Below are 22,823 nucleotides of genomic sequence, written 5' to 3' on the forward strand. Positions count from 1 at the left end.
GGTTCGACCACTTTTTTATCCAAAGTTGCGGGCCGTTATGGTTTAATGAGCACCATTTATGGTCTGTGGAAGGCAATAATGGCATTATGCGCCCCCACAGAAAAACTGGCATCGACCAGGTTCAGGCAGAAAGGTTATCAATGAGCTGGATTGAACGAATTCTCAATAAAAGCAATATTACTCCCACTCGCAGGGCAAACATCCCGGAAGGGGTGTGGACCAAGTGCGACAGCTGCGGCCAGGTACTCTACCGCGCCGAACTGGAGCGTAACCTTGAGGTTTGCCCGAAATGCGATCACCACATGCGCATGGCGGCGCGCGACCGTCTGCACAGCCTGTTAGACGAAGGGTCGCTGGTGGAACTGGGCAGTGAGCTTGAGCCGAAAGATGTGCTGAAGTTCCGTGATTCCAAAAAATACAAGGATCGTCTGGCCACCGCCCAGAAGGAAACCGGCGAGAAAGACGCGCTGGTGGTGATGAAAGGCACCCTGCACGGTATGCCGGTTGTTGCGGCGGCGTTCGAGTTCGCCTTTATGGGCGGCTCAATGGGTTCCGTCGTGGGCGCGCGTTTCGTGCGTGCGGTTGAGCAGGCGCTGGAAGACAACTGCCCGCTTATCTGCTTCTCCGCCTCCGGCGGCGCGCGTATGCAGGAAGCGCTGATGTCGCTGATGCAGATGGCGAAAACCTCCGCGGCGCTTGCGAAAATGCAGGAGCGTGGACTGCCGTACATCTCCGTGCTGACCGACCCGACCATGGGCGGCGTTTCCGCGAGCTTCGCGATGCTTGGCGATCTCAATATCGCCGAGCCGAAAGCGCTGATCGGCTTCGCTGGACCGCGCGTTATCGAGCAGACCGTGCGTGAAAAACTGCCTGCTGGCTTCCAGCGCAGTGAGTTCCTGATCGAAAAAGGCGCTATCGATATGATCGTGCGTCGCCCGGAGCTGCGCCTCAAACTTGCCAGCATTCTGGCGAAGCTGATGAACCTTCCGGCACCAAGCCCGGACGCGCCGCGTGAAGCGGTGGTCGTGCCGCCGGTACCGGACCAGGATCACGAGGCCTGATAGTCATGAAGGGCAGGGCCATAAGGCGCTGCCCTTCTTGTTTATGAACCGTAACCAGGATACGGGCATCATGGAAAAGCAACACCTTCCCCAAGCCACGTCGCCTCTGGCCACGTGGCTTTCTTATCTGGAAAACCTGCACGGTAAAACCATCGACATGGGCCTTGAGCGCGTCTCGCGCGTGGCGGCATTGCTTGATGTGGCGAAACCCGCGCCGTTTGTCTTTACCGTCGCGGGCACTAATGGCAAAGGCACCACCTGCCGCACGCTCGAAGCGGTGCTGATGGCGGCAGGCTATCGCGTGGGCGTCTACAGCTCGCCGCACCTGGTGCGCTACACCGAGCGCGTGCGCGTGCAGGGCGAGGAGCTTGCCGAAAGCCAGCACACCGCCGCCTTTGCGGAGATTGAAGCCGTGCGTGGTGAAACGTCCCTCACGTACTTTGAGTACGGCACGCTGTCCGCGCTGTGGCTCTTTAAGCAGGCGCAGCTGGATGTCGTTATCCTCGAAGTCGGGCTCGGCGGGCGTCTGGACGCCACCAACCTGGTGGATTGCGATGTGGCGGTCATCACCAGCATCGCGCTCGATCATACCGACTGGCTGGGGCCGGATCGTGAAAGCATCGGGCGCGAGAAAGCCGGTATTTTCCGCGCGGGCAAACCGGCGGTCGTGGGCGAGACGGACATGCCGCACACCATCGCGCAGGTGGCGCAGGAGAAGGGCGCACGACTGCTTTGTGTGAACGACGCCTGGCGCTATGAGGCGGAACGCGACGGCTGGCGCTTTAGTGATGGCGACAGCGAACTGACTCATCTTCCGCTGCCGCAGGTGCCGCAGCCTAACGCGGCGACTGCGCTCGCCGCGCTTCGCGCAAGCGGCCTGCAAATCAGCGAGCAGGCTTACCGCGACGGTATCACGCGCGCCGCGCTGCCGGGGCGTTTCCAGATTGTGAGCGAGGCCCCGCGCATCATTCTGGATGTAGCCCATAATCCGCACGCGGCGGGCTATCTGGCGCAGCGGCTCGCGCAGTCGCCATCCGCCGGGCGCGTACTGGCCGTTATCGGCATGCTGCATGATAAAGATATCGCCGGAACGCTCGCCTGTCTGGAGAGGGTCGTGGATAGCTGGTATTGTGCCCCTCTGGACGGGCCGCGCGGCGCCCGCGCCGAAGAGCTTGCGGAACATCTGCAGGCCAGCGCTGTCTTTGATAGCGTGGCGCAGGCCTGGCACGCGGCGCTGGCCGACGCGCAGCCTGTTGATACGGTGCTGGTATGCGGGTCGTTTCATACCGTCGCAGCGGTAATGGAAGAGATGGACGCGGGGAGACGAGGTGGCGAGTAAGTTTCAGAACCGATTAGTCGGCACAATTGTGCTGGTGGCGCTGGGCGTTATCGTGCTGCCAGGGCTGCTGGACGGCCAGAAAAAACATTATCAGGATGAGTTCGCGGCGATCCCGCTGGTGCCGAAACCTGGCGATCGCGACGAGCCGGATATGCTGCCGGCTGCAACCCAGGCGCTGCCGTCTCAGCCACCGGAAGGCGCGGCGGAAGAGGTGAGAGCCGGTAACGCGGCGGCGACGTCGATAGATACCACGCGACTGCCTGCCGATACCGGCGCGGATTTGGATGAAGTGCCGGTGACGTCTGCGAAGCCGAAAGCGACGGAGCCTGCGAAAACACGGACTGCCGATAAGCCCCAGAGCAAGCCGCAACGCGATAAAACCGACGAGCAGCTCGCGATGGTGAGCGAGGCCGAAGCGCCCGCGCCTGCGAAAACCGCGCCGCCGGAGAAACCGCAAACGCCGCCTGCGGGCAAGGCGTATGTCGTGCAGCTCGGTGCGCTGAAAAACGCCGATAAAGTCAATGAAATCGTCGGCAAACTGCGCTCGGCGGGTTATCGGGCGTATACGTCGCCGTCCACGCCGGTGCAAGGGAAAATCACCCGCATTCTGGTAGGGCCGGAGGCGTCGAAGGATAAGTTAAAATCGTCGCTTGGCGAGCTGAACAGCCTGTCAGGGCTTAACGGCGTGATAATGAATTACAGCGTGAATTAAGCGGTCTGGCGTCTTTTTAAAAGGCGCACCGAGAAACCGCATCGCGCCACAGACGGCCCGCATACGGCGCTTTTTTGCCGCCCGCGGGCGTAACGGACGGATGGCGTTGAAGATTTTTTCAACGCCATTTTTTATTAACGCGTGGAAAGGAAATCCCTACGCAAACGTTTTCTTTTTCTGTTAGAATGCGCCCCGAACCGGATGTCAGGGCGTTTTATCGTGGGACACATTCATGGTCTGGATAGATTACGCCATCATTGCAGTAGTGGGTTTCTCGTGTCTGGTCAGCCTCATCCGCGGCTTCGTGAGAGAGGCGCTGTCGCTGGTCACCTGGGGCTGTGCTTTCTTTGTCGCCAGTCATTACTACACTTACCTGGCAGTCTGGTTCACCGGCTTTGAAGATGAACTGGTACGTAATGGGATAGCTATCGCGGTGCTGTTTATCGCGACGCTTATCGTCGGTGCGATAGTCAACTATGTGATTGGCGCACTGGTGGAGAAAACCGGCCTGTCGGGTACAGACAGGGTGTTGGGGATCTGTTTCGGCGCCTTGCGAGGCGTGCTGATTGTCGCCGCCATTCTGTTCTTTCTTGATACCTTCACGGGCCTGTCCAAAAGCGAGGACTGGCAAAAGTCGCAGCTCATCCCGCAGTTCAGTTTCATCATCAGATGGTTCTTTGACTATCTGCAAAGCTCGTCAAGTTTCCTGCCCCGGTAATCGTGCCGGGGGCGGTCTTTGAATTGAGGAAAAGACAACATGTGCGGTATTGTCGGGATCGCCGGTGTTATGCCGGTCAACCAGTCGATTTATGACGCGTTAACGGTGCTTCAGCACCGCGGGCAGGATGCCGCAGGCATCATCACCATCGATGCGAATAATTGCTTCCGTCTGCGTAAAGCGAACGGCCTGGTGAATGATGTATTCGAAGCCCGCCACATGCAGCGTCTGCAGGGCAATATGGGTATCGGCCATGTGCGCTACCCGACGGCAGGCAGCTCCAGCGCCTCCGAAGCCCAGCCGTTCTATGTGAACTCGCCCTACGGTATTACGCTTGCCCACAATGGCAACCTGACGAACGCCCATGAACTGCGCAAAATGCTCTTTGAAGAGAAGCGCCGTCATATCAACACCACCTCAGATTCTGAAATCCTGCTCAATATTTTCGCCAGCGAGCTGGATAACTTCCGTCACTACCCGCTGGAAGCGGACAACATTTTCGCGGCCATCGCGGCGATGAACCGCCTGATCCGCGGCGCATACGCGTGTGTGGCGATGATTATCGGCCACGGCATGGTAGCGTTTCGCGACCCTAACGGTATTCGCCCGCTGGTGCTTGGTAAACGCGATGCCGGTAACGGCCGCGCCGAGTACATGGTGGCGTCCGAAAGCGTGGCGCTCGATACGCTGGGCTTTGAGTTCCTGCGCGACGTAGCGCCTGGCGAAGCGGTGTATATCAGCGAAAAAGGCCAGCTCTTCACGCGCCAGTGCGCTGACAACCCGGTCAGCAACCCGTGCCTGTTTGAGTATGTGTACTTCGCGCGTCCGGACTCCTTTATCGACAAGATTTCCGTCTACAGCGCTCGCGTGGAAATGGGTAAAAAGCTCGGCGAGAAAATCGCGCGCGAGTGGGAAGATCTGGATATCGACGTGGTGATCCCGATCCCGGAAACCTCCTGCGATATCGCCCTTGAAATCGCGCGCATTCTTAACAAACCCTACCGCCAGGGTTTTGTGAAAAACCGCTACGTCGGCCGTACCTTCATCATGCCGGGACAGCATCTGCGCCGTAAATCGGTGCGCCGCAAACTGAACGCCAACCGCGCCGAGTTTCGCGATAAAAACGTGCTGCTGGTGGATGACTCTATCGTGCGCGGCACCACGTCCGAGCAGATTATCGAGATGGCCCGCGAGGCGGGCGCGAAGAAGGTCTATCTGGCCTCCGCCGCGCCGGAAATTCGCTTCCCGAACGTCTACGGTATCGACATGCCGAGCGCCAACGAGCTTATCGCTCACGGCCGCGAAGTAGATGAAATCCGCCAGATCATCGGCGCAGACGGCCTGATTTTCCAGGATCTCGACGATCTCATCGAAGCCGTACGCGCCGAGAACCCGGATATTCAGCAGTTCGAATGCTCGGTCTTTAACGGCGTTTACGTCACCAAAGATGTCGATCACCAGTACCTGGAATATCTCGAATCCCTGCGTAACGACGACGCCAAAGCGGTCATGCGCCAGAACGAAGTCGAAAACTTAGAGATGCACAACGAAGGCTAATCTTTCCCCGTGCCGTCGCCCCTTGCGCAACGCGAGGGGCGAAATCCCCGTTTGCATCTCGTCGCGTCTTGCGGCAAAGTCTCGCTCAGTGCTCCTTTTCCAGATAACTCCATGAAAAAAATCATTGTCGGCATCTCTGGCGCCAGCGGCGCGATTTATGGCATTCGCCTGTTGCAGACGCTTCAGGCGGTGGCAGAGGTGGAAACGCATCTCATCATGAGCCAGGCGGCGCGTCAGACGCTGTCGCTTGAAACCGATATGAGCGTGCGCGATGTTCAGGCGTTGGCTGATGTAAACCACGATGCGCGCGATATCGCTGCCAGCGTCTCGTCCGGCTCGTTTAAAACCGACGGAATGATTATTCTGCCGTGTTCGATTAAAACGCTCTCCGGCATCGTGAACAGCTATACCGACGGACTGCTGACCCGCGCGGCGGATGTGGTGTTAAAAGAGCGCCGCAGGCTGGTGCTGTGCGTGCGGGAAACGCCGCTGCATCTCGGCCATTTGCGTCTGATGACCCAGGCCGCTGAGCTTGGCGCGATTATCATGCCGCCGATGCCCGCGTTTTATCATCGCCCGCAGACGCTGGATGATGTGATTAACCAGACGGTAAACCGCGCGCTCGATCAGCTTGATATCACGCTTCCTGCCGATCTCTTCACCCGCTGGCCAGGCGCGTAAGGCGCGCCACCCTGGGGCAAAGCGCAGCGCGGCGCCTCATTTTGGGGCAATTCTGCAAGCGCGATCATATCCTCGACATTTAATCCCGCCTTTTGCGATTTCACGCTCAGCGTCTGCTGCGCGGAATGCTATCTTCATTCACACAACTTCATTGCAACCATTTTTTAACAAATCATGGCGGTGTATGCGGTTACGTAAAGCTGGCATGGGAAGTGCAACGTCCGACTGCAACACACAACGCAACAGATAATAAAACAGAAAACTTGAGGGTAATGTATGAAGAAGAAGGTGCTCGCGTTCTCCTTACTGCTTGGCCTTTCCACCAGCGCCAGCGTTTTCGCCGCGCTCCCCCAGACGGTACGCATCGGTACGGATGCCACCTACGCGCCGTTCTCCTCAAAAGACGCTAAAGGCGATTTTGTCGGGTTTGATATCGATCTCGGCAACGAGATGTGTAAACGCATGCAGGTGAAATGCACCTGGGTTGGCAGCGATTTCGATTCGCTGATCCCGTCGCTGAAAGCGAAAAAAATCGACGCGATTATCTCTTCGCTCTCTATTACCGAAAAGCGTCAGAAAGAGATTGCCTTCTCTGACAAGCTTTACGCCGCCGACTCCCGCCTGATTGCCGCCAAAGGCGCGACCATTCAGCCGACTATTGAATCGCTGAAAGGCAAACATGTGGGCGTGCTGCAGGGCTCCACGCAGGAAGCCTACGCCAATGAAAAATGGCGCGGGAAGGGTGTGGATGTCGTGGCGTACCAGAACCAGGATCTGATCTACTCCGATCTCTCGGCGGGCCGTCTTGATGCAGCGCTGCAGGATGAAGTGGCCGCCAGCGAAGGTTTCCTCAAACAGCCTGCCGGGAAGGATTACGCCTTTGCCGGCCCGTCGGTAAAAGACAAAAACTACTTTGGCGACGGTACCGGCGTTGGCCTGCGTAAAGAAGACGCCGAGCTGAAAGCCGCGTTCGACAAAGCGCTCGGCGAGATTCGCAAAGACGGCACCTACGACAAAATGGCGAAAAAATATTTCGACTTTAACGTCTACGGCGACTGATTATCTGTAACGCGTTTGCCGGCCAGTCACCATGTTGGTGCGTGCCTGGCTGGCATGACGCAAAATGGTGCAGGTTATGCACCAGAGAAGAGCATGTGTGCATTTCTACGCACCGAAAATGAAAATAAATCTATCTCAGCGCGCATAAAGTTTTGATTACGAGGCGGCAGTGATGGCACGATAAGTGCAGTTTTTCCGCCTGACATTTAAATATGCGCGTCTGATGAGGATAGTTATGAAAAAAAGGCTGTTAGCACTTTCTCTGGGGCTGGCGCTGTCCAGCATTTCTGGGGCTTTCGCAGCAATTCCGCAGCACTTACGTATCGGCACTGACCCTACCTATGCGCCGTTTGAATCGAAAAACGCGCAGGGTGAACTGGTCGGTTTCGACATCGATCTGGCCAAAGAACTGTGCAAACGCATTCAGACACAATGTTCGTTCACTGAACAGCCGCTGGATGCGCTGATCCCGTCGCTGAAAGCGAAGAAAATCGACGCGATTATGTCGTCGCTGTCGATCACCGAAAAACGCCAGCAGGAAATCGCCTTTACCGACAAGCTTTACGCCGCGGATTCGCGCCTCGTGGTGGCAAAAGGCTCGCCCATTCAGCCGACGCTGGAATCGCTGAAAGGCAAGCGCGTGGGCGTGTTGCAGGGCACCACCCAGGAAACTTACGGTAATAAGCACTGGGCACCGAAAGGGGTGGAGATTGTTTCTTATCAGGGCCAGGACAATATCTATTCCGATCTGACCGCGGGCCGTATCGACGCCGCGTTTCAGGATGAAGTGGCCGCCAGCGAAGGCTTTCTGAAGCAGCCGGTGGGCAAGGGCTATCAGTTCGGCGGCCCGTCGATTAAAGATGAAAAACTCTTTGGCGTCGGCACCGGGATGGGGATCCGTAAAGAAGATAACGAACTGCGCGAGGCGCTGAACAAGGCGTTTGCCGACATGCGCGCCGACGGCACCTACGAGAAGCTTGCCAAAAAGTATTTCGATTTTAACGTCTACGGCGATTAATCCGCACGCGTTTGCACGGCGCCCTGCGGGGCGCCGATGGGCCGTGCGCACGCTGAGTACAGGATAAGTCACCATGCTGTATGGGTTTTCACAGGTAATCCTTCAGGGCGCGCTCGTCACCCTGGAGCTGGCGCTCAGCGCCGTTGTCCTCTCGGTGGCGATTGGTCTGGTCGGCGCAGGGGCGAAGCTCTCACGCAACCGCCCGCTGGCGCTGATTTTTGAGGCGTACACGACGCTGATTCGCGGCGTGCCCGATCTCGTTCTGATGCTGCTGATTTTTTATGGTTTGCAGATTGCGCTGAACGCCATTACCGACGCGCTGGGATTCAGCCAGTTTGATATCGACCCGATGATCGCGGGCATTATCACGCTTGGGTTTATCTACGGCGCTTATTTCACCGAAACCTTCCGCGGCGCGTATCTCGCCGTGCCAAAAGGCCATATCGAGGCGGCGACCGCGTTTGGTTTTACCGGCTCGCAAACCTTCCGGCGGATTCTGTTTCCTTCCATGATGCGCTATGCGCTGCCGGGCATCGGCAACAACTGGCAGGTGATTTTAAAAGCCACCGCGCTGGTGTCGTTGCTGGGCCTGGAAGATGTCGTGAAAGCAACGCAGCTTGCCGGGAAAAGCACCTGGCAGCCGTTTTACTTCGCGATTGTCTGCGGGCTGATTTATCTGGTGTTTACCACGCTCTCCAACGGCGTTCTGCTGCTGCTTGAGCGTCGCTATACCGTGGGCGTGAAGAGGGCCGACCTGTGATCGAGATTATTCAGGAGTACTGGAAATCCCTGTTGTGGACCGACGGCTATCGCTTTACGGGTGTGGCGATTACGCTCTGGCTGCTTATCGCCTCGGTGGTGATGGGTGGCGTGCTGGCGGTTTTTCTCGCCATTGGCCGCGTTTCGGAAAACAAGCTGGTCTGGTTCCCCATCTGGCTCTTTACCTATGTCTTTCGCGGCACGCCCCTCTACGTGCAACTGCTGGTGTTCTACTCCGGCATGTATACGCTGGAAGTGGTGAAAGGCACGCCGTTACTCAATGAGTTTTTCCGAAGCGGCCTGAACTGTACCGTGCTGGCGCTGACGCTCAACACCTGCGCATACACCACCGAGATTTTCGCGGGCGCCATTCGGGCGGTGCCGCACGGCGAGATCGAGGCGGCGCGCGCTTACGGCTTTTCACGCTTTAAAATGTACCGCTGCATTATTCTGCCGTCGGCGCTGCGCATCGCGCTGCCTGCCTACAGCAATGAGGTGATCTTGATGCTGCACTCCACGGCACTGGCGTTTACTGCGACCGTCCCGGATCTGCTGAAGATCGCCCGCGATATTAACGCCGCCACCTACCAGCCGTTTACGGCATTTGGCATCGCGGCGGTGCTGTACCTGATTATCTCTTATGTGCTGATAAGCCTCTTCCGCAAGGCGGAAAAGCGCTGGCTGCGGCACCTGAAACCGGCTTCAACGCACTGAGTGGCTACGCATGTCTGAAAATAAATTAAACGTTACCGATCTGCACAAGCGCTACGGCGAACATGAAGTGCTTAAAGGGGTATCGCTGAAGGCGAACGCCGGTGATGTCATCAGCATTATCGGCTCTTCTGGCTCCGGCAAGAGCACCTTCCTGCGCTGCATTAACTTTCTGGAAAAACCCAGCGAAGGCACCATCGTGGTGAACAACCAGAACATTACGCTGGTGCGTGACAAGGACGGTCAGCTCAAGGTGGCGGATAAAAACCAGCTGCGCCTTCTGCGCACGCGCCTGACGATGGTGTTCCAGCACTTTAACCTGTGGAGCCACATGACGGTGCTGGAGAACGTGATGGAAGCGCCGGTTCAGGTGCTGGGCTTAAGCAAACAGGATGCGCGCGAGCGGGCGGTGAAATACCTCGCCAAAGTGGGCATCGATGAGCGCGCGCAGGGCAAATACCCGGTGCATCTCTCCGGTGGTCAGCAGCAGCGCGTGTCGATTGCCCGCGCGCTGGCGATGGAGCCGGATGTCTTGCTGTTCGACGAACCAACTTCCGCGCTGGACCCGGAACTGGTGGGCGAAGTGCTGCGTATCATGCAAAAGCTTGCCGAAGAGGGCAAAACGATGGTGGTGGTGACGCACGAAATGGAGTTTGCCCGCCACGTTTCCTCGCATGTCATTTTCCTGCATCAGGGCAAAATCGAAGAAGAAGGGCCGCCGGACGCGCTCTTTAACAACCCGCAAAGCCCGCGTCTGCAGCAGTTTTTGAAGGGATCGCTGAAGTAATATCTATCAGTCCGGCAGGGACGCCGGTTATGCCTCGTCGTCTATCAGAATCAGACCCATCTCTTCGGCCAGCCGGTAAATCTCGGTCAGCGCCCCTTGCATCAGCGGCACGCTCTCATGCAGCGTAAGACGCTTAATGCGATCCCCGAACAGCATCAGCGCTTTGCCGCCGTGCTGGCGCGACGCCCAGCTAATACCGTGAAGGCGCGGATTCGCGGCGTGAATGGCCGCCGCCCAGAGCCGTGTTTGCGGATAACACTGCGGAGAGCTTCCGGTCAGCGCCGCCTGCGTGACGCCCCAGCGGCGCAACAGCACCGGCGTCAGGTTAGCGAGCTCAAGCGCCACGTCCGGTGTTAACGTGCTGATGCAAAGTTCACGGGCCTTATGCAGATCGAAGCTGGCACCGGAGGCGCCTGCCGGGACATCGTGAAACAGCGATTCCATAATCGCCACTTCGGCGTCGATACCGCCATAAAGCGTAGGAATAAGACGGCCATCGGCGCGCTGTAGCGGGCTGAAACGCGCGTTACCATAACCGGGGTTGAAAGCGTCGCCCGCGAACTGACGGCTGTGAACGCGAACTATCCGCTTCCCTGCGGGCCATACCGTGACGCGCGGCACTTGCATATCTGCAGGCGGCGCAGGCAGGCGTTCTTCCCTGAATTCAACCATGCATCGGCCCTTCGGCTTCCGCTTTTGCGGCGTCCAGCACCGCCTGCGGATCGGCTTTCAGACGGTCTTTGGGTTTTGCGCCGCCAAGCCAGGCATTGGGCGAATGAAACCAGAGGGCGATACTCCAGGGCGTTTTCTCACGAAACAGCGCAAGGATGGGTTTGAGTGACGGCAGCGGCTGACCGCCTTCGTCAAACGCCCAAGCGGGGTAACGATCTTTGCCGTTGACCGGCAGCGCAAAAACTTTACCCGCCTGTTTCCAGCGGTTCGCGGTCGCGCTCGGGTTTTTCAGCGCGGCACCGGCGGCAAGGCTCACTTCGCCTGCAGACAGCCACTGGCCTTCATCAAGCACGGTCTGGCGCAGCGCATCAAGCCGCTCGCGATTACGGGCCTGCAACGGCGCGGCGTGCGCGGGCTCGCTATGGTGCCCGGCGCGCTTCATTTGCGACACCGCCGTGACGGCGCTGACAATTGCAAGCCGCAAATCGTTATCCAGCGTCTCTTCGTCCAGGTTGTCCGGCATTTTGAGCATCAAATAGCGCCCGGCGTCTTCACCGGGAATATCGGAAAGGTGAATCTGTCCCCAGGGCGCAGGCGTCTCGTGCAGGGACGTCACCAGATGCCCGACATCGACAAACTCGACGCTGACGTCCAGTGGATACTCGTTCAGTTTTACGTGGCGTGGACGGGAACTCATCGTGCCCCCTTCGTGATATAAATGATATTCGTGATATTGATTATAACGTAATCAGGTGAGGGAATGCCAGCGGCGGGTGAAACGTGTAAAAAATAGCGGGACGCGGGCACCATCATTGCCCGCGTAGCCAAAGACGGCATCAACGCGCTCGCGCAGCGATATCCTCCAGCGCCTCTTCCAGCTCAAACCAGCGGAAACCGAAGCCCGATTCCTCCAGGCGTTTAGGCAGGGCGCGCTGGCCGCCCAGCACCAGAACCGCGGATTCGCCCATCATAAGGCGCACGGCGGTTGCGGGCGCGCGCATCAGCGCGGGGCGGTGCAGTGCGTGGCCAAGCGCATGAGCAAAGCGCTCGTTGCGCACCGGGTAAGGGGAGACCATGTTAAATGGCCCGCGCAGATCGTTATCCAGCAGCCAGATAATCGCGTTGACCATATCGTCGATATGGATCCAGGCGAGATACTGACGGCCGCTGCCAATCGGCCCGCCAAGGCCCAGACGAAACAGCGGCAGCAGTTTGCTCATCATGCCGCCATCGGGCGCGAGCACCGCGCCGGTGCGCAGCAGGCAGACGCGGGTTTTATCGCTTTGCGCGCCTTCGGCTATCTGCTCCCAGCGGGCGCAAAGCTTATGGGTAAATTCGCTGTGCGGCGGTTCGTCTTCCGTCACCACCACTTCGCCGAGATCGCCGTAATAACCGACCGCAGAGCCGGAGAGAAAAACCGCAGGCGGATTGCTACCAGCCTGCATCATCGCCACCAGTTGCTGGGTTATCTGCCAGCGGCTCTGACACAGGCGCTCTTTCTGGGCGGCGGTCCAGCGTTTATCGGCAATAGGCTCGCCCGCGAGGTTAATCACCGCGTCGAACGTATCGAGATTACTGAAGTGATCGAGGCCCGGCACCAGCGTAATAGCGGTGTCGAGCCGCGCGCGGGCACGCTCAGGATTGCGGGTGAGGACCGTGACGTGATGCCCTAACGCCACCAGACGCGATGTCAGCGTGCGGCCAATCAGGCCAGTACCGCCAGTTACCAGAATCTCCATAAGTGCCTCCTGCGCCGCCCGCGCATAACGTAGTGTTATCTCTTCAGCATAGGCGACCCGGCAAGGTTTGCCTGAGATATGGCGCACGCCGGGCGTAATTTTTCCTGTAAAGAGAGAAGGTTATCAACGTATTTGCACTGGTTAACTGCTGGCGAGCTGGTACGCACGTTCGGTCGCCGGACGATGCCTGATGCGCTCAAACCAGTTGCTGACCGCCGGGAAATTGTCGAGATCGATTCGCTGGCGCTCGTGCGACACCACCCACGGATAGGTGGCGATATCGGCAATGCTGTAACGCTCGCCGCCAAGCCACGGGCATTTCTCCAGACGCTTATTCAGCACGCCGTAGAGACGCTGTGTCTCCACCTGATAGCGTTCAATGGCGTAAGGCACTGCCTGGGGCGCGAAATGGTTAAAGTGGTGGTTCTGGCCAAGCATCGGCCCGAATCCGGCAACCTGCCAGAACAGCCACTGTAACGTCACCTGACGCTCGCGCAGTTCGCCGCTCAACAGCTTGCCGCTCTTCTCGGCGAGATAGAGCAAAATCGCGCCCGATTCAAACAAACTCAGCGGCGCGCCGCCGTCGGAGGGCGCATGGTCGATAATGGCGGGAATTTTATTGTTCGGGGTAATGGCGAGAAATTCCGGTTTAAACTGCTCGCCCTTGCTGATGTCAACGCGGTGGAGGCGATACTCAAGCCCGGCCTCTTCAAGAAACAGCGTAACTTTATGGCCGTTAGGCGTCGGGGCGTAGTAGAGATCCAGCATGACAGCGTCCTTTAGATGGGGATTTGGCGTGCTCAAAGTATAGGCGGTTTGCTGAATAATGCGGCAGCTCTCATAACCGGCGGCATGACAGAAAACGGTTTACGGTATAGTTTTAGCTATCCGCCATCAGAGATGAGAATTGCTATGTCGCAGCCCGCCATTACGCTTTGGTCAGATGCCAGTTTCTTTAGCCCTTACGTGATGTCCGTCTGGGTGGCGCTTCAGGAAAAAGGTCTGCAATTTCAGCTGCAAACCCGCGATTTGTCGCGCGGCGAACATTTACAGGCCGACTGGCAGGGCTTCGCCCTGACGCGCCGTGTGCCGCTGCTGGTGATTGACGATTTCGCGCTGAGCGAATCCTCCGCTATTACGGAATATCTTGAAGAGCGCTTTGCGCCGCCGGTGTGGGAGAGGCTCTATCCGCACGATATTGAAAAACGTGCCCGCGCCCGTCAGGTGCAGGCGTGGCTGCGCAGCGATCTGGGCGCGTTACGTGCTGAACGTCCGACTGACGTTATCTTTGGCGCGGCCCGCTACGCGCCATTAAGCGCAGATGGCCAGGCGGCGGCGGATAAGCTTATCGCGTGCGCGCAGGCGTTACTTCCGCACGGGCAACAAAATCTGTTTGGTGAATGGTCACTCGCAGATACCGATCTGGCGCTGATGATTAACCGTCTGGTCATGCATGGCGACCCGGTGCCGGAGGCGCTTGCCGACTACGCTGCGTTCCAGTGGCAGCGCGCGTCAGTGCAGCGTTATATCGCACTTTCTGCCAGGCGTTTGGGCTGATAAGCCCGGCGCGATCCGTTATCATGCGTGCACCACAATTTTCATTCGGAAGGTGAGTAATGAAGCTGATGTTTGCTTCGGATATTCACGGCTCGCTGCCTGCCACAGAGCTTCTGCTGGCGCGCTTTGCCGACAGCGACGCCCGCTGGCTGGTATTGCTGGGAGATTTCTTAAACCACGGGCCACGTAACCCGCTTCCTGAGGGCTACGCCCCAGGCGAAGTGGCGAAACGGCTTAATACCGTGGCCGACCGCATTATCGCGGTGCGCGGCAACTGCGACAGCGAAGTCGACCAGATGCTGCTGGAGTTTCCCGTCACCGCGCCCTGGCAGCAGGTGTTGCTCGCCAGACAGCGGCTCTTTTTGACCCACGGTCATCTCTACAGCCCCGATAACCTGCCGCCGCTGGCCGCAGGCGATGTCCTGATCTACGGCCATACGCATATTCCGGTGGCGGCGCGCCACGGCGAGCAGTTCCACTTTAATCCAGGCTCAATCAGTATGCCGAAAGGCGGGCATCCGGCAAGCTACGGGTTCCTCAATGGCGATACGCTGAGCGTCATTACCCTGGAAACCTCGCAGGTTATTGCACAGATCGCGATTTCCCCTTAATTTACCGAACAACCAGAACGCGCCGTAAGAGCGCTTATTGAAGAAGGTTTCCTGATGGTGGAGCAGAATCATTTGGCAGACATGGAATGGGTGGACATTGTCAGTGAAGACAATGAGGTGATAGCGCAGTCCAGCCGGGCGCAGATGCGCGCCGAACGTTTGCGTCACCGCGCGACCTATATCGTGGTGCATGATGGTATGGGCAAAATCCTGGTGCAGCGTCGCACCGATATCAAAGACTTTATGCCGGGCATGCTCGACGCCACCGCAGGCGGCGTAGTGCAGGCGGGCGAAGCGCTGCTTGAGAGCGCGCGTCGCGAGGCGGAAGAGGAGCTGGGCATCGCGGGCGTTCCTTTCGCCGAGCACGGCCAGTTTTACTTTGAAGATGAGCATTGCCGCGTCTGGGGCGGGTTGTTCAGCTGCGTCTCCCACGGTCCGTTCGCGCTGCAGGAGAGCGAAATCAGCGAAGTATGCTGGATGGAGCCGGAAGAGATAACGGCGCGTTGCGATGAATTTACGCCGGATACGCTAAAAGCGCTTTCGCTCTGGCTGAGCCGCAACGCGGGTCAGGAGAGTGGCAGTCACAGTAAAGACAGTAAAGAAAAAGAGCAGGAAGAGAAAAACCCTACGCTCAGCTAAGCGTCGCGGCCCCGCCATCGTCAGCGACGCGCGGGGCGGCTTTTTCGGCGTAAGCTTACGCCTGTTGGTTGTCGCACATCGCGCGCCACAACGTATCAAATCCCACCGCTTTAAACTCGTCAGAGCGCGCCGGTTCGCGCGTCGCGAAATCCATGGTCGTCTGCGCCAGCGCAAAGAAAATTTCATCGCCAAACGCGCGAAATTCACTGGAGCGGAACAGCGGCAAAATGCATTTCTCGCAAAGCTCATGGAGCTCCGGGTAGATATCGGTCACCAGTTTTTTGCTTTCATCGGTAATACGGCTGCTGACTTCGAGCTTACGCGCGGCCAGATTGGCTTCCGGTTTGGTTAACCCCCAGTCGATAAAGCTGTTCCAGACATAACGAATATTTTCTTTGTGGTCGTTCTTGCTGTCGAGCTTGCCTATCATCGAACGGCAGAAATCTTGCTTAAGATGGACATAGAGCGCGTTATAGAGATCGTCCTTGGAGGCGAAATAGCGAAATATCGTCCCTTCAGCCACGCCCGCTTTACGCGCGATAAGCGCGGTCGACGCGCCAAGGCCCGCCTCGGCTATCGCTTCGGTGGCGGCTTCGAGAATCGCCATTCTTTTATCTTCACTGCGGGGACGCGCCACGGACATTGCTCTCCTGTAAAAAGGGCAGATTGAATCACGACTCGCCGATCCGCTGCAAGGCTTGCGATCACAGGAAAAAACAGAGTTGACGAATCGGCCGACATTCCTATAATGAGTGTTTACTCACTCATTATCAAGTTTCACTGGCTACCATTTTTTATGGTGCTGCGTGCGGGCCGTTTTCGCCCGGAAAATGAGCAGAGCGCTCATGCGAGCCGGAATTCAGGACAGGCGAAGGCCTGAAACATCATTGCGATTACCACTACTGGAGGGATTCTATGGAACTTCCCGCTCAGGTTATTGAAACGCTGACCGACTGGATTGATGACAATCTTCATAAGCCGCTGCGCATTGATGATATCGCGCGCCACGCGGGTTATTCGAAATGGCATTTGCAGCGGCTTTTTCACCACCATAAAGGGGAGAGCATCGGGCGTTATATTCGCGAGAAAAAGCTGCGGCTGGCGGCGCAGGACCTGCGTGCCACCAACGACCGCGTGCTGGATATTTCCATGAAATACGGGTTCGATTCTCAGCAAACTTTTACGAGACTCTTCACGCGTAAGTATCGGATGTCGCCTGGCACCTGGCGCAAGCAGGGCGATGCCCCGACCAACCACTGAGCGCGGGCGGTTTGCATAGCGCGCCAGATTCCCTGACAATACGCTTTTGAACCAACCGAAAGCCTCTCATGAAGCATCCTCTTGAAACGCTGATCACCGCTGGTGGCATTTTGCTGCTGGCGTTTCTCTCCTGCCTGCTGCTGCCGGCCCCGAGACTCACGCTGACGCTGGCGCAGCACCTGATGACGATGTTCCATCTGGTCGATCTTAACCAGCTCTACACCATCATCTTCTGCATCTGGTTTTTACTGCTCGGCACGGTGGAGTATTACGTGATTCGCTTTGTGTGGCGGCGATGGTTTTCGCTGGAGCGTGCTTAAGCGCGTACTGGCAGGATATAAAAAAGGCCGCATCATGCGGCCTTTTGCTTTCTTTTCAGCAGTGATTACTGCTGGCTTGCCTGAATTGCCGTCAGGGCGATGGTGTAGACGATATCGTCCACCAGCGCGCCACGGGACAGGTCGTTAACCGGTTTGCGCATACCCTGCAGCATCGGCCCGATGGAGATCAGGTCGGCAGAGCGCTGTACCGCTTTGTACGTGGTGTTACCGGTGTTCAGATCCGGGAAGATGAACACGGTAGCACGGCCGGCAACCGGTGAGTTCGGCGCTTTGGATTTCGCTACGTCAGCCATAACGGCAGCATCATACTGCAGCGGGCCGTCGATAACCAGGTCAGGGCGTTTTTCCTGCGCCAGTTTGGTCGCTTCACGCACTTTTTCGACATCGCTGCCCGCACCGGAGTTGCCGGTGGAGTAGGAGAGCATCGCCACGCGCGGTTCGATGCCGAAAGCGGCAGCGGAATCGGCGGACTGGATAGCGATTTCGGCCAGCTGTTCTGCAGTCGGATCCGGGTTGATCGCGCAGTCGCCGTACACATAAACCTGTTCCGGCAGCAGCATGAAGAACACAGAAGAGACCAGCGAGCTGCCCGGTGCCGTTTTGATGAGCTGCAGCGGCGGGCGAATGGTGTTCGCGGTAGTGTGAACCGCGCCTGATACCAGACCGTCCACTTCGTCCTGCTCCAGCATCAGCGTGCCCAGCACCACGTTATCTTCCAGCTGCTCGCGGGCGACCGCTTCGGTCATGCCTTTGTTTTTACGCAGCTCAACCAGACGTGCCACATAGCTTTCGCGTACCACTTCCGGATCGACGATTTCAATGCCAGCGCCCAGTTCAACGCCCTGTGCGGCAGCAACGCGCGCGATTTCATCCGGGTTGCCCAGCAGCACGCAGGTCGCGATGCCGCGCTCGGCGCAGATGGCCGCGGCTTTCACGGTGCGCGGTTCGTCGCCTTCCGGCAGCACGACGCGTTTGCCCGCTTTACGCGCAAGCTCGGTCAGCTGGTAGCGGAACGCTGGCGGAGAGAGACGACGGCTGCGCTCGGAGGCGGCAGTCAGAGAGTCGATCCACTCGGCGTTAACGTGGCTTGCCACATATTCCTGTACTTTTTCGATACGCTCGTGGTCGTCTGCCGGCACTTCCAGATTAAAGCTCTGCAGGCTGAGCGAAGTCTGCCAGGTGTTGGTGTTCACCATGAATACCGGCAGGCCGGTGGCGAAAGCGCGTTCGCACAGCTTGCTGATGCGCTCGTCCATTTCATAGCCGCCGGTCAGCAGGATGGCACCGATTTCCACGCCGTTCATCGCGGCGAGGCAGGCAGCCACTAACACATCAGGGCGATCCGCGGAGGTCACCAGCAGAGAGCCCGGACGGAAATGTTCCAGCATGTGCGGAATGCTGCGCGCGCAGAACGTCACAGACTTCACGCGGCGGGTTTTGATATCGCCTTCGTTAACGATGGTCGCGTTCAGGTGACGGGCCATATCGATAGCGCGGGTGGCGATAAGATCAAAGCTCCACGGCACCGCGCCCAGAACCGGCAGCGGGCTGATGGCCTGCAGATGCTGTGCATCGATATTGATGACTTTCGCTTTCGTGGAGTCATCGAAAATCTCGGAGAGATCCGGGCGCGTGCGGCCCTGCTCGTCCACGGGCGCGTTCAGTTTGTTGACGATTACGCCGGTGATGTTGGCGTTTTTGCTGCCGCCGAAGCTGCTGCGCGTCAGCTCGATACGCTCTTTCAGCTGTTCCGGGGTATCGGTACCCTGAGACATCACAAACACGATTTCCGCGTTCAGGGTCTTCGCGATTTCATAGTTCAGCGACTGGGCGAACTGATGCTTACGGGTCGGCACCAGGCCTTCCACCAGCACCACTTCGGCATCTTTGGTGTTCTCATGGAAGCGAGCAATGATCTCTTCCATCAGCACGTCTTTCTGGTTGCTGGAGAGCAGCGACTCGACGTGGCTCATGCGCAGCGGCTCAGCGGCCGGCAGATTGGTGTTAGCACGCACGATAGTCGTGGTCTGGTCCGGCGTATCGCCGCCAGTACGTGGCTGGGCGATAGGTTTGAAGACGCTCAGACGAACGCCTTTACGTTCCATAGCGCGGATCACGCCGAGGCTGACGCTGGTCAGGCCGACGCTGGTTCCGGTAGGAATAAGCATAATGATACGGGACACGGTTTATCCTCTTTTTGTTGCAGCCAGCCGTGCGGCTGGCACCACATAAAACAACACCGCCAGCGAGGCTGGCGGTGAGGGATCAGGCGGTCAGGCGGCAGGCGTCCTGCGCGATAACCAGTTCTTCGTTGGTCGGAATGACCATCGCGAGGGTGGTGCCTTCTTTGTTGATGAAGCCGGATTTGCCGAAACGCGCGGCCAGGTTGCGCTCGTGGTCAACCTCGAAGCCCAGCACGCCCAGTTTACCCAGGGAGAGTTCACGAACCATCGCCGCGTTCTCGCCGATGCCGCCGGTGAAGACGACTGCGTCCAGACGGCCTTCCATCAGCGCGGTGTAAGAGCCGATGTATTTCGCGAGGCGATGGCAGTAAACGTCCATCGCGCGCTTCGCGTCTTCTTTGGTCGCGTAGTTATCTTCAACATAACGGCAGTCGCTGGTAACTTCGGTCAGGCCCAGCAGACCGGACTCTTTGGTCAGCAGTTTGTTGATGTCATCCACGCTCATGCCTAGTGCGTCGTGCAGATGGAAGACGATAGCCGGGTCGATGTCGCCGGAGCGGGTGCCCATAACCAGACCTTCCAGCGGGGTCAGACCCATGGAGGTGTCAACGCATTTGCCGTTACGGATAGCGGAAACAGAACCGCCGTTGCCCAGGTGGCAAGTGATGATGTTCACTTCTTCCACCGGTTTGTTCAGCATTTTCGCGGCTTCCTGCGTCACATAGAAGTGGCTGGTGCCGTGTGCGCCGTAGCGACGGATGCCGTGTTCTTTGTACAGTTTGTACGGCAGGGCATAGAGGTAAGACTCTTCCGGCATGGTCTGGTGGAACGCGGTGTCGAACACGGCCACGTTTTTATCCGCCAGATGCGGGAAGGATTTCAGCGCTTCGGCGATACCGATCAGGTGAGCCGGGTTGTGCAGCGGTGCGAAAGAGGCGGAATCTTTGATGCCCTGAATAACAGTCTCATCAATCACAACGGAACTGGTATACTTTTCGCCACCATGCACGATACGATGACCAATCGCGGTCAGCTGTGCAGACAGCTCTGGTTTTTGTGCCAGAATAGTATTAACGATGAAGTTCAGCGCTTCGCTGTGAGCCGCACCGGCGCCAAGCGCCGCTTCGTGTTTGCCGCCGTCCATTTTCCATTTGATACGCGCTTCTGGAAGATGGAAACATTCGGCCAGACCGGACAGGTACTCGTCACCGTTCAGTGCATCGATGATGGCAAATTTCAGTGAGGAGCTACCGCAGTTGAGAACCAGTACTAACTTACTCGACATGGAAGTACCTATTAATGATACGTGGCTAAAAAAACGTCAGTGAGTCTCTCAGCGTAGCGTAAGATGACGCCGACATTTATGATTAACGTCATAGCGAAGCGAGATTCTGCTGTGACGAAGAAATAAACAGAGTTTACGCCATTTTGCGCAAATTTCCGGCGCGAAAGACGGCCTTAAAGATTTGACAGCGCGGGCTTTGCCTTCTACGCCATCGCAGGCGCGCACAGGATAACTGATTGCGACTTGTATTGACAAAATATTTTGAACGTTGTCATAGAGAGTTGTTATCTTGCAGGAAAATTTTATTTTTTATTAATGAAGTTGAGGTAAGGCCATGTCGACACCTGAAAATCGCCCCGTGAGCTTTTTTAGCCTGTTTCGTCGTGGGCAACACTATTCCAAGACCTGGCCGACTGATAAACGCCTGGCACCGGTCTTTATTGAAAACCGCGTAATCCGCGCCACGCGCTTTGCGATACGCATTATGCCGCCCGTCGCCGTATTTACGCTCTGCTGGCAGATTGCGCTCGGCGGCCAGCTGGGGCCTGCCGTCGCTACGGCGCTGTTCGCGCTGAGTATGCCGATGCAGGGCCTGTGGTGGCTTGGCAAACGCTCCGTCACGCCGCTGCCGCCGGGCACGCTGAACTGGTTTTATGAAGTGCGCACGAAATTGCAGGAGGCGGGGCAGGCGCTCGCGCCGGTGGAAGGCAAGCCCGATTATCAGGCGCTGGCCGACACCTTAAAACGTGCGTTTAAGCAACTTGATAAAACATTTCTTGATGACTTGTAATTGATCAAAAGACGTTTGGGCAAAAAAAGGCAAAGTAAGGGCAGTATCCCACTTTGATCGGGCTTCGCCTGTAACAGGAGCACACCATGGAAATGACCCATGCCCAGCGTCTTATTCTCTCCAACCAGTACAAAATGATGACCCTGCTCGATCCGGAAAATGGCGAGCGCTATCGCCGCCTGCAAACCATTATTGAGCGCGGTTACGGGTTACAGATGCGCGAACTCGACCGCGATTTCGGCGAGCTCAGCGAAGAAACCTGCCGCACCGTCATCGACATCATGGAGATGTATCACGCCCTCCAGGTCTCCAGATCAAATATGAAAGACGGCCAGAGCATTGATGAGCGTCGCGTCACCTTCCTGGGCTTCGACGCGGCGACCGAAGCGCGCTTTCTGGGTTACGTGCGGTTTCTGGTCAATACCGAAGGGCGCTATACCCATTTCGACGCCGGCACGCACGGCTTTAACGCGCAAACCCCGATGTGGGAAAAATACCAGCGGATGCTGAAAGTGTGGCAGGCGTGTCCGCGGCAGTACCATTTGTGCGCCAACGAAATTATGCAAATTATTAACGCCTGACGGGAGAAGGCTGTGGAATGTAAAGGGTTTTTGTTCGATCTTGACGGTACGCTGGTGGACTCTCTGCCCGCCGTTGAACGCGCCTGGTGTCACTGGGCGGATCGCTTTGGCATCGCGCATGACGAGGTGCTGGGCTTTATTCACGGTAAGCAGGCGATCACGTCGCTGCGCCATTTTATGGCGGGGCACAGCGAAGACGAGATCATGGCGGAGTTTCATCGTCTGGAACAAATAGAAGCGAGTGATACCGAAGGCATCGTCGCGCTGCCGGGCGCGCTGGAACTGCTGAACCATTTGAACGAGGCCCGCATTCCCTGGGCTATTGTCACTTCAGGCTCTATGCCCGTTGCTTCCGCGCGTCGTGGTGCTACGGGGCTGCCGAAGCCGGAAGTGTTCGTTACCGCGGAGCGCGTGAAGCGTGGCAAACCGGAGCCGGATGCCTATCTGCTCGGCGCTGAGCTGCTGGGGCTTGCGCCTCATGAGTGTGCTGTCGTGGAAGACGCGCCGGCGGGCATTCTCTCTGGCCTTGCGGCGGGTTGCCCGGTGATTGCCGCTAACCCGCCTGCCGATACGCCGCGTCTTGACGAGGCGGTGCTGGTGATTAAATCCCTTACCGAACTGGTGCTGGAAAAAGGAGCGGACGGCTGGGTCAGCGTTAAAAAGCAGCCGTAACGGCTCTCCGCCCTCAGGCGCTCTCGCGCCACCTTTCTTTGTACGGCGGGTTGCTTCCCGCCGTTTTCGTTTCCTAAGGCCGTGATGACAA

26 protein-coding genes are annotated in these 22,823 nt (G+C 57.7%); 19 read left to right on the forward strand and 7 right to left on the reverse strand.

Annotation, left to right across the window (positions count from 1 at the left end; all coding sequences use genetic code 11):
* Positions 1-140 precede the first annotated feature (140 nt).
* The 11 genes from accD (at position 141) to hisP (ending at position 10,402) form a co-directional block, all read left to right on the forward strand.
* Positions 141-1,061, forward strand: coding sequence for an acetyl-CoA carboxylase, carboxyltransferase subunit beta (gene accD, locus CSK29544_RS10950; RefSeq protein WP_007892032.1), 921 nt, complete (start codon positions 141-143; stop codon positions 1,059-1,061).
* Positions 1,062-1,131: 70 nt separating this feature from the next.
* Entirely contained in the window at positions 1,132-2,400 is a 1,269-nt protein-coding gene (gene folC, locus CSK29544_RS10955; RefSeq protein ID WP_029039253.1) for a bifunctional tetrahydrofolate synthase/dihydrofolate synthase, read from the forward strand.
* Positions 2,390-3,112 carry a cell division protein DedD gene (dedD, locus tag CSK29544_RS10960; protein WP_029039254.1) on the forward strand — a complete coding sequence of 241 codons (723 nt, stop codon included), beginning with the start codon at positions 2,390-2,392 and terminating at the stop codon, positions 3,110-3,112. The genes folC and dedD overlap by 11 nt, the downstream gene beginning before the upstream one ends.
* A 232-nt stretch (positions 3,113-3,344) precedes the next feature.
* The gene (gene cvpA / locus CSK29544_RS10965) at positions 3,345-3,830 is read left to right on the forward strand and encodes a colicin V production protein (RefSeq protein ID WP_004386645.1); all 486 of its coding nucleotides are present in this window, start codon (positions 3,345-3,347) and stop codon (positions 3,828-3,830) included.
* A 39-nt stretch (positions 3,831-3,869) separates the two neighbouring features.
* Entirely contained in the window at positions 3,870-5,387 is a 1,518-nt protein-coding gene (gene purF, locus CSK29544_RS10970) for an amidophosphoribosyltransferase (protein ID WP_004386646.1), read from the forward strand.
* Positions 5,388-5,498: 111 nt separating this feature from the next.
* A complete protein-coding gene (locus CSK29544_RS10975) occupies positions 5,499-6,068 on the forward strand; it encodes a UbiX family flavin prenyltransferase (RefSeq protein WP_007869579.1) in 570 nt (189 codons plus the stop codon).
* Positions 6,069-6,344: 276 nt separating this feature from the next.
* Positions 6,345-7,127, forward strand: a complete 783-nt coding sequence (gene argT / locus CSK29544_RS10980; RefSeq protein WP_004386648.1) for a lysine/arginine/ornithine ABC transporter substrate-binding protein ArgT — start codon at positions 6,345-6,347, stop codon at positions 7,125-7,127.
* Positions 7,128-7,362: 235 nt separating this feature from the next.
* Positions 7,363-8,145 carry a histidine ABC transporter substrate-binding protein HisJ gene (gene hisJ, locus CSK29544_RS10985; protein WP_029039255.1) on the forward strand — a complete coding sequence of 261 codons (783 nt, stop codon included), beginning with the start codon at positions 7,363-7,365 and terminating at the stop codon, positions 8,143-8,145.
* Positions 8,146-8,218: 73 nt separating this feature from the next.
* On the forward strand, positions 8,219-8,905 hold the full coding sequence (locus tag CSK29544_RS10990) for a histidine ABC transporter permease HisQ (RefSeq protein WP_007776841.1): 687 nt from the start codon (positions 8,219-8,221) through the stop codon (positions 8,903-8,905).
* The gene (locus tag CSK29544_RS10995) at positions 8,902-9,618 is read left to right on the forward strand and encodes an ABC transporter permease (protein WP_004386651.1); all 717 of its coding nucleotides are present in this window, start codon (positions 8,902-8,904) and stop codon (positions 9,616-9,618) included. Before CSK29544_RS10990 ends, CSK29544_RS10995 begins: the two co-directional genes overlap by 4 nt.
* 10 nt (positions 9,619-9,628) lie before the next feature.
* The gene (gene hisP, locus CSK29544_RS11000) at positions 9,629-10,402 is read left to right on the forward strand and encodes a histidine ABC transporter ATP-binding protein HisP (RefSeq protein ID WP_004386652.1); all 774 of its coding nucleotides are present in this window, start codon (positions 9,629-9,631) and stop codon (positions 10,400-10,402) included.
* Positions 10,403-10,429: 27 nt separating this feature from the next.
* On the opposite strand, the gene CSK29544_RS11005 is transcribed toward hisP, so the two are convergent.
* The 4 genes from CSK29544_RS11005 to yfcG form a co-directional block, all read right to left on the reverse strand.
* On the reverse strand, positions 10,430-11,074 hold the full coding sequence (locus CSK29544_RS11005) for an RES family NAD+ phosphorylase (RefSeq protein ID WP_007892036.1): 645 nt from the start codon (positions 11,072-11,074) through the stop codon (positions 10,430-10,432).
* A complete protein-coding gene (locus CSK29544_RS11010; protein WP_007892037.1) occupies positions 11,067-11,771 on the reverse strand; it encodes a hypothetical protein in 705 nt (234 codons plus the stop codon). Before CSK29544_RS11010 ends, CSK29544_RS11005 begins: the two co-directional genes overlap by 8 nt.
* A 139-nt stretch (positions 11,772-11,910) precedes the next feature.
* The gene (locus CSK29544_RS11015) at positions 11,911-12,813 is read right to left on the reverse strand and encodes a TIGR01777 family oxidoreductase (RefSeq protein WP_007892038.1); all 903 of its coding nucleotides are present in this window, start codon (positions 12,811-12,813) and stop codon (positions 11,911-11,913) included.
* 141 nt (positions 12,814-12,954) lie between these two features.
* A complete protein-coding gene (yfcG, locus tag CSK29544_RS11020; protein WP_007892039.1) occupies positions 12,955-13,581 on the reverse strand; it encodes a GSH-dependent disulfide bond oxidoreductase in 627 nt (208 codons plus the stop codon).
* Positions 13,582-13,725: 144 nt separating this feature from the next.
* Here yfcG and yfcF point away from each other — a divergent pair, with 144 nt between their 5' ends.
* The 3 genes from yfcF to yfcD are packed head-to-tail and all read left to right on the forward strand — an operon-like array spanning position 13,726 to position 15,620.
* Positions 13,726-14,370, forward strand: a complete 645-nt coding sequence (gene yfcF / locus CSK29544_RS11025) for a glutathione transferase (protein ID WP_007892040.1) — start codon at positions 13,726-13,728, stop codon at positions 14,368-14,370.
* Positions 14,371-14,429: 59 nt separating this feature from the next.
* Positions 14,430-14,981: a phosphodiesterase gene (gene yfcE, locus CSK29544_RS11030; protein WP_004387821.1), complete on the forward strand. Its 552-nt coding sequence runs from the start codon at positions 14,430-14,432 to the stop codon at positions 14,979-14,981.
* A gap of 54 nt (positions 14,982-15,035) precedes the next feature.
* Positions 15,036-15,620, forward strand: a complete 585-nt coding sequence (gene yfcD / locus CSK29544_RS11035; RefSeq protein WP_004387823.1) for an NUDIX hydrolase YfcD — start codon at positions 15,036-15,038, stop codon at positions 15,618-15,620.
* A gap of 55 nt (positions 15,621-15,675) precedes the next feature.
* On the opposite strand, the gene CSK29544_RS11040 is transcribed toward yfcD, so the two are convergent.
* Positions 15,676-16,263, reverse strand: a complete 588-nt coding sequence (locus tag CSK29544_RS11040) for a TetR/AcrR family transcriptional regulator (protein ID WP_007892041.1) — start codon at positions 16,261-16,263, stop codon at positions 15,676-15,678.
* Between the two features lie 272 nt (positions 16,264-16,535).
* On the opposite strand from CSK29544_RS11040, the gene CSK29544_RS11045 reads away from it, so the two are divergent.
* On the forward strand, positions 16,536-16,880 hold the full coding sequence (locus tag CSK29544_RS11045) for a RamA family antibiotic efflux transcriptional regulator (RefSeq protein ID WP_004387824.1): 345 nt from the start codon (positions 16,536-16,538) through the stop codon (positions 16,878-16,880).
* 68 nt (positions 16,881-16,948) lie between these two features.
* A complete protein-coding gene (locus CSK29544_RS11050; RefSeq protein WP_004387825.1) occupies positions 16,949-17,200 on the forward strand; it encodes a DUF1158 domain-containing protein in 252 nt (83 codons plus the stop codon).
* A gap of 65 nt (positions 17,201-17,265) precedes the next feature.
* Here CSK29544_RS11050 and pta read toward each other — a convergent pair whose 3' ends face one another.
* Positions 17,266-19,404, reverse strand: a complete 2,139-nt coding sequence (gene pta / locus CSK29544_RS11055; RefSeq protein ID WP_004387826.1) for a phosphate acetyltransferase — start codon at positions 19,402-19,404, stop codon at positions 17,266-17,268.
* A gap of 82 nt (positions 19,405-19,486) precedes the next feature.
* The gene (gene ackA, locus CSK29544_RS11060; protein ID WP_004387827.1) at positions 19,487-20,689 is read right to left on the reverse strand and encodes an acetate kinase; all 1,203 of its coding nucleotides are present in this window, start codon (positions 20,687-20,689) and stop codon (positions 19,487-19,489) included.
* 334 nt (positions 20,690-21,023) lie between these two features.
* Between ackA and yfbV the strand changes: the two genes are divergently transcribed.
* The 3 genes from yfbV to CSK29544_RS11075 all read left to right on the forward strand — a co-directional run bounded on the left by yfbV (position 21,024) and on the right by CSK29544_RS11075 (position 22,732).
* Positions 21,024-21,479 (forward strand): terminus macrodomain insulation protein YfbV, encoded by a 456-nt coding sequence (yfbV, locus tag CSK29544_RS11065; protein ID WP_007869555.1) that lies wholly within the window; start codon positions 21,024-21,026, stop codon positions 21,477-21,479.
* Positions 21,480-21,565: 86 nt separating this feature from the next.
* A complete protein-coding gene (locus CSK29544_RS11070) occupies positions 21,566-22,060 on the forward strand; it encodes a YfbU family protein (RefSeq protein ID WP_029039256.1) in 495 nt (164 codons plus the stop codon).
* A 12-nt stretch (positions 22,061-22,072) separates the two neighbouring features.
* Positions 22,073-22,732, forward strand: coding sequence for a sugar phosphatase (locus CSK29544_RS11075; protein WP_029039257.1), 660 nt, complete (start codon positions 22,073-22,075; stop codon positions 22,730-22,732).
* Positions 22,733-22,823: the final 91 nt, after the last annotated feature.

Source organism: Cronobacter sakazakii (genome assembly GCF_000982825.1).
Lineage (GTDB): Bacteria > Pseudomonadota > Gammaproteobacteria > Enterobacterales > Enterobacteriaceae > Cronobacter > Cronobacter sakazakii.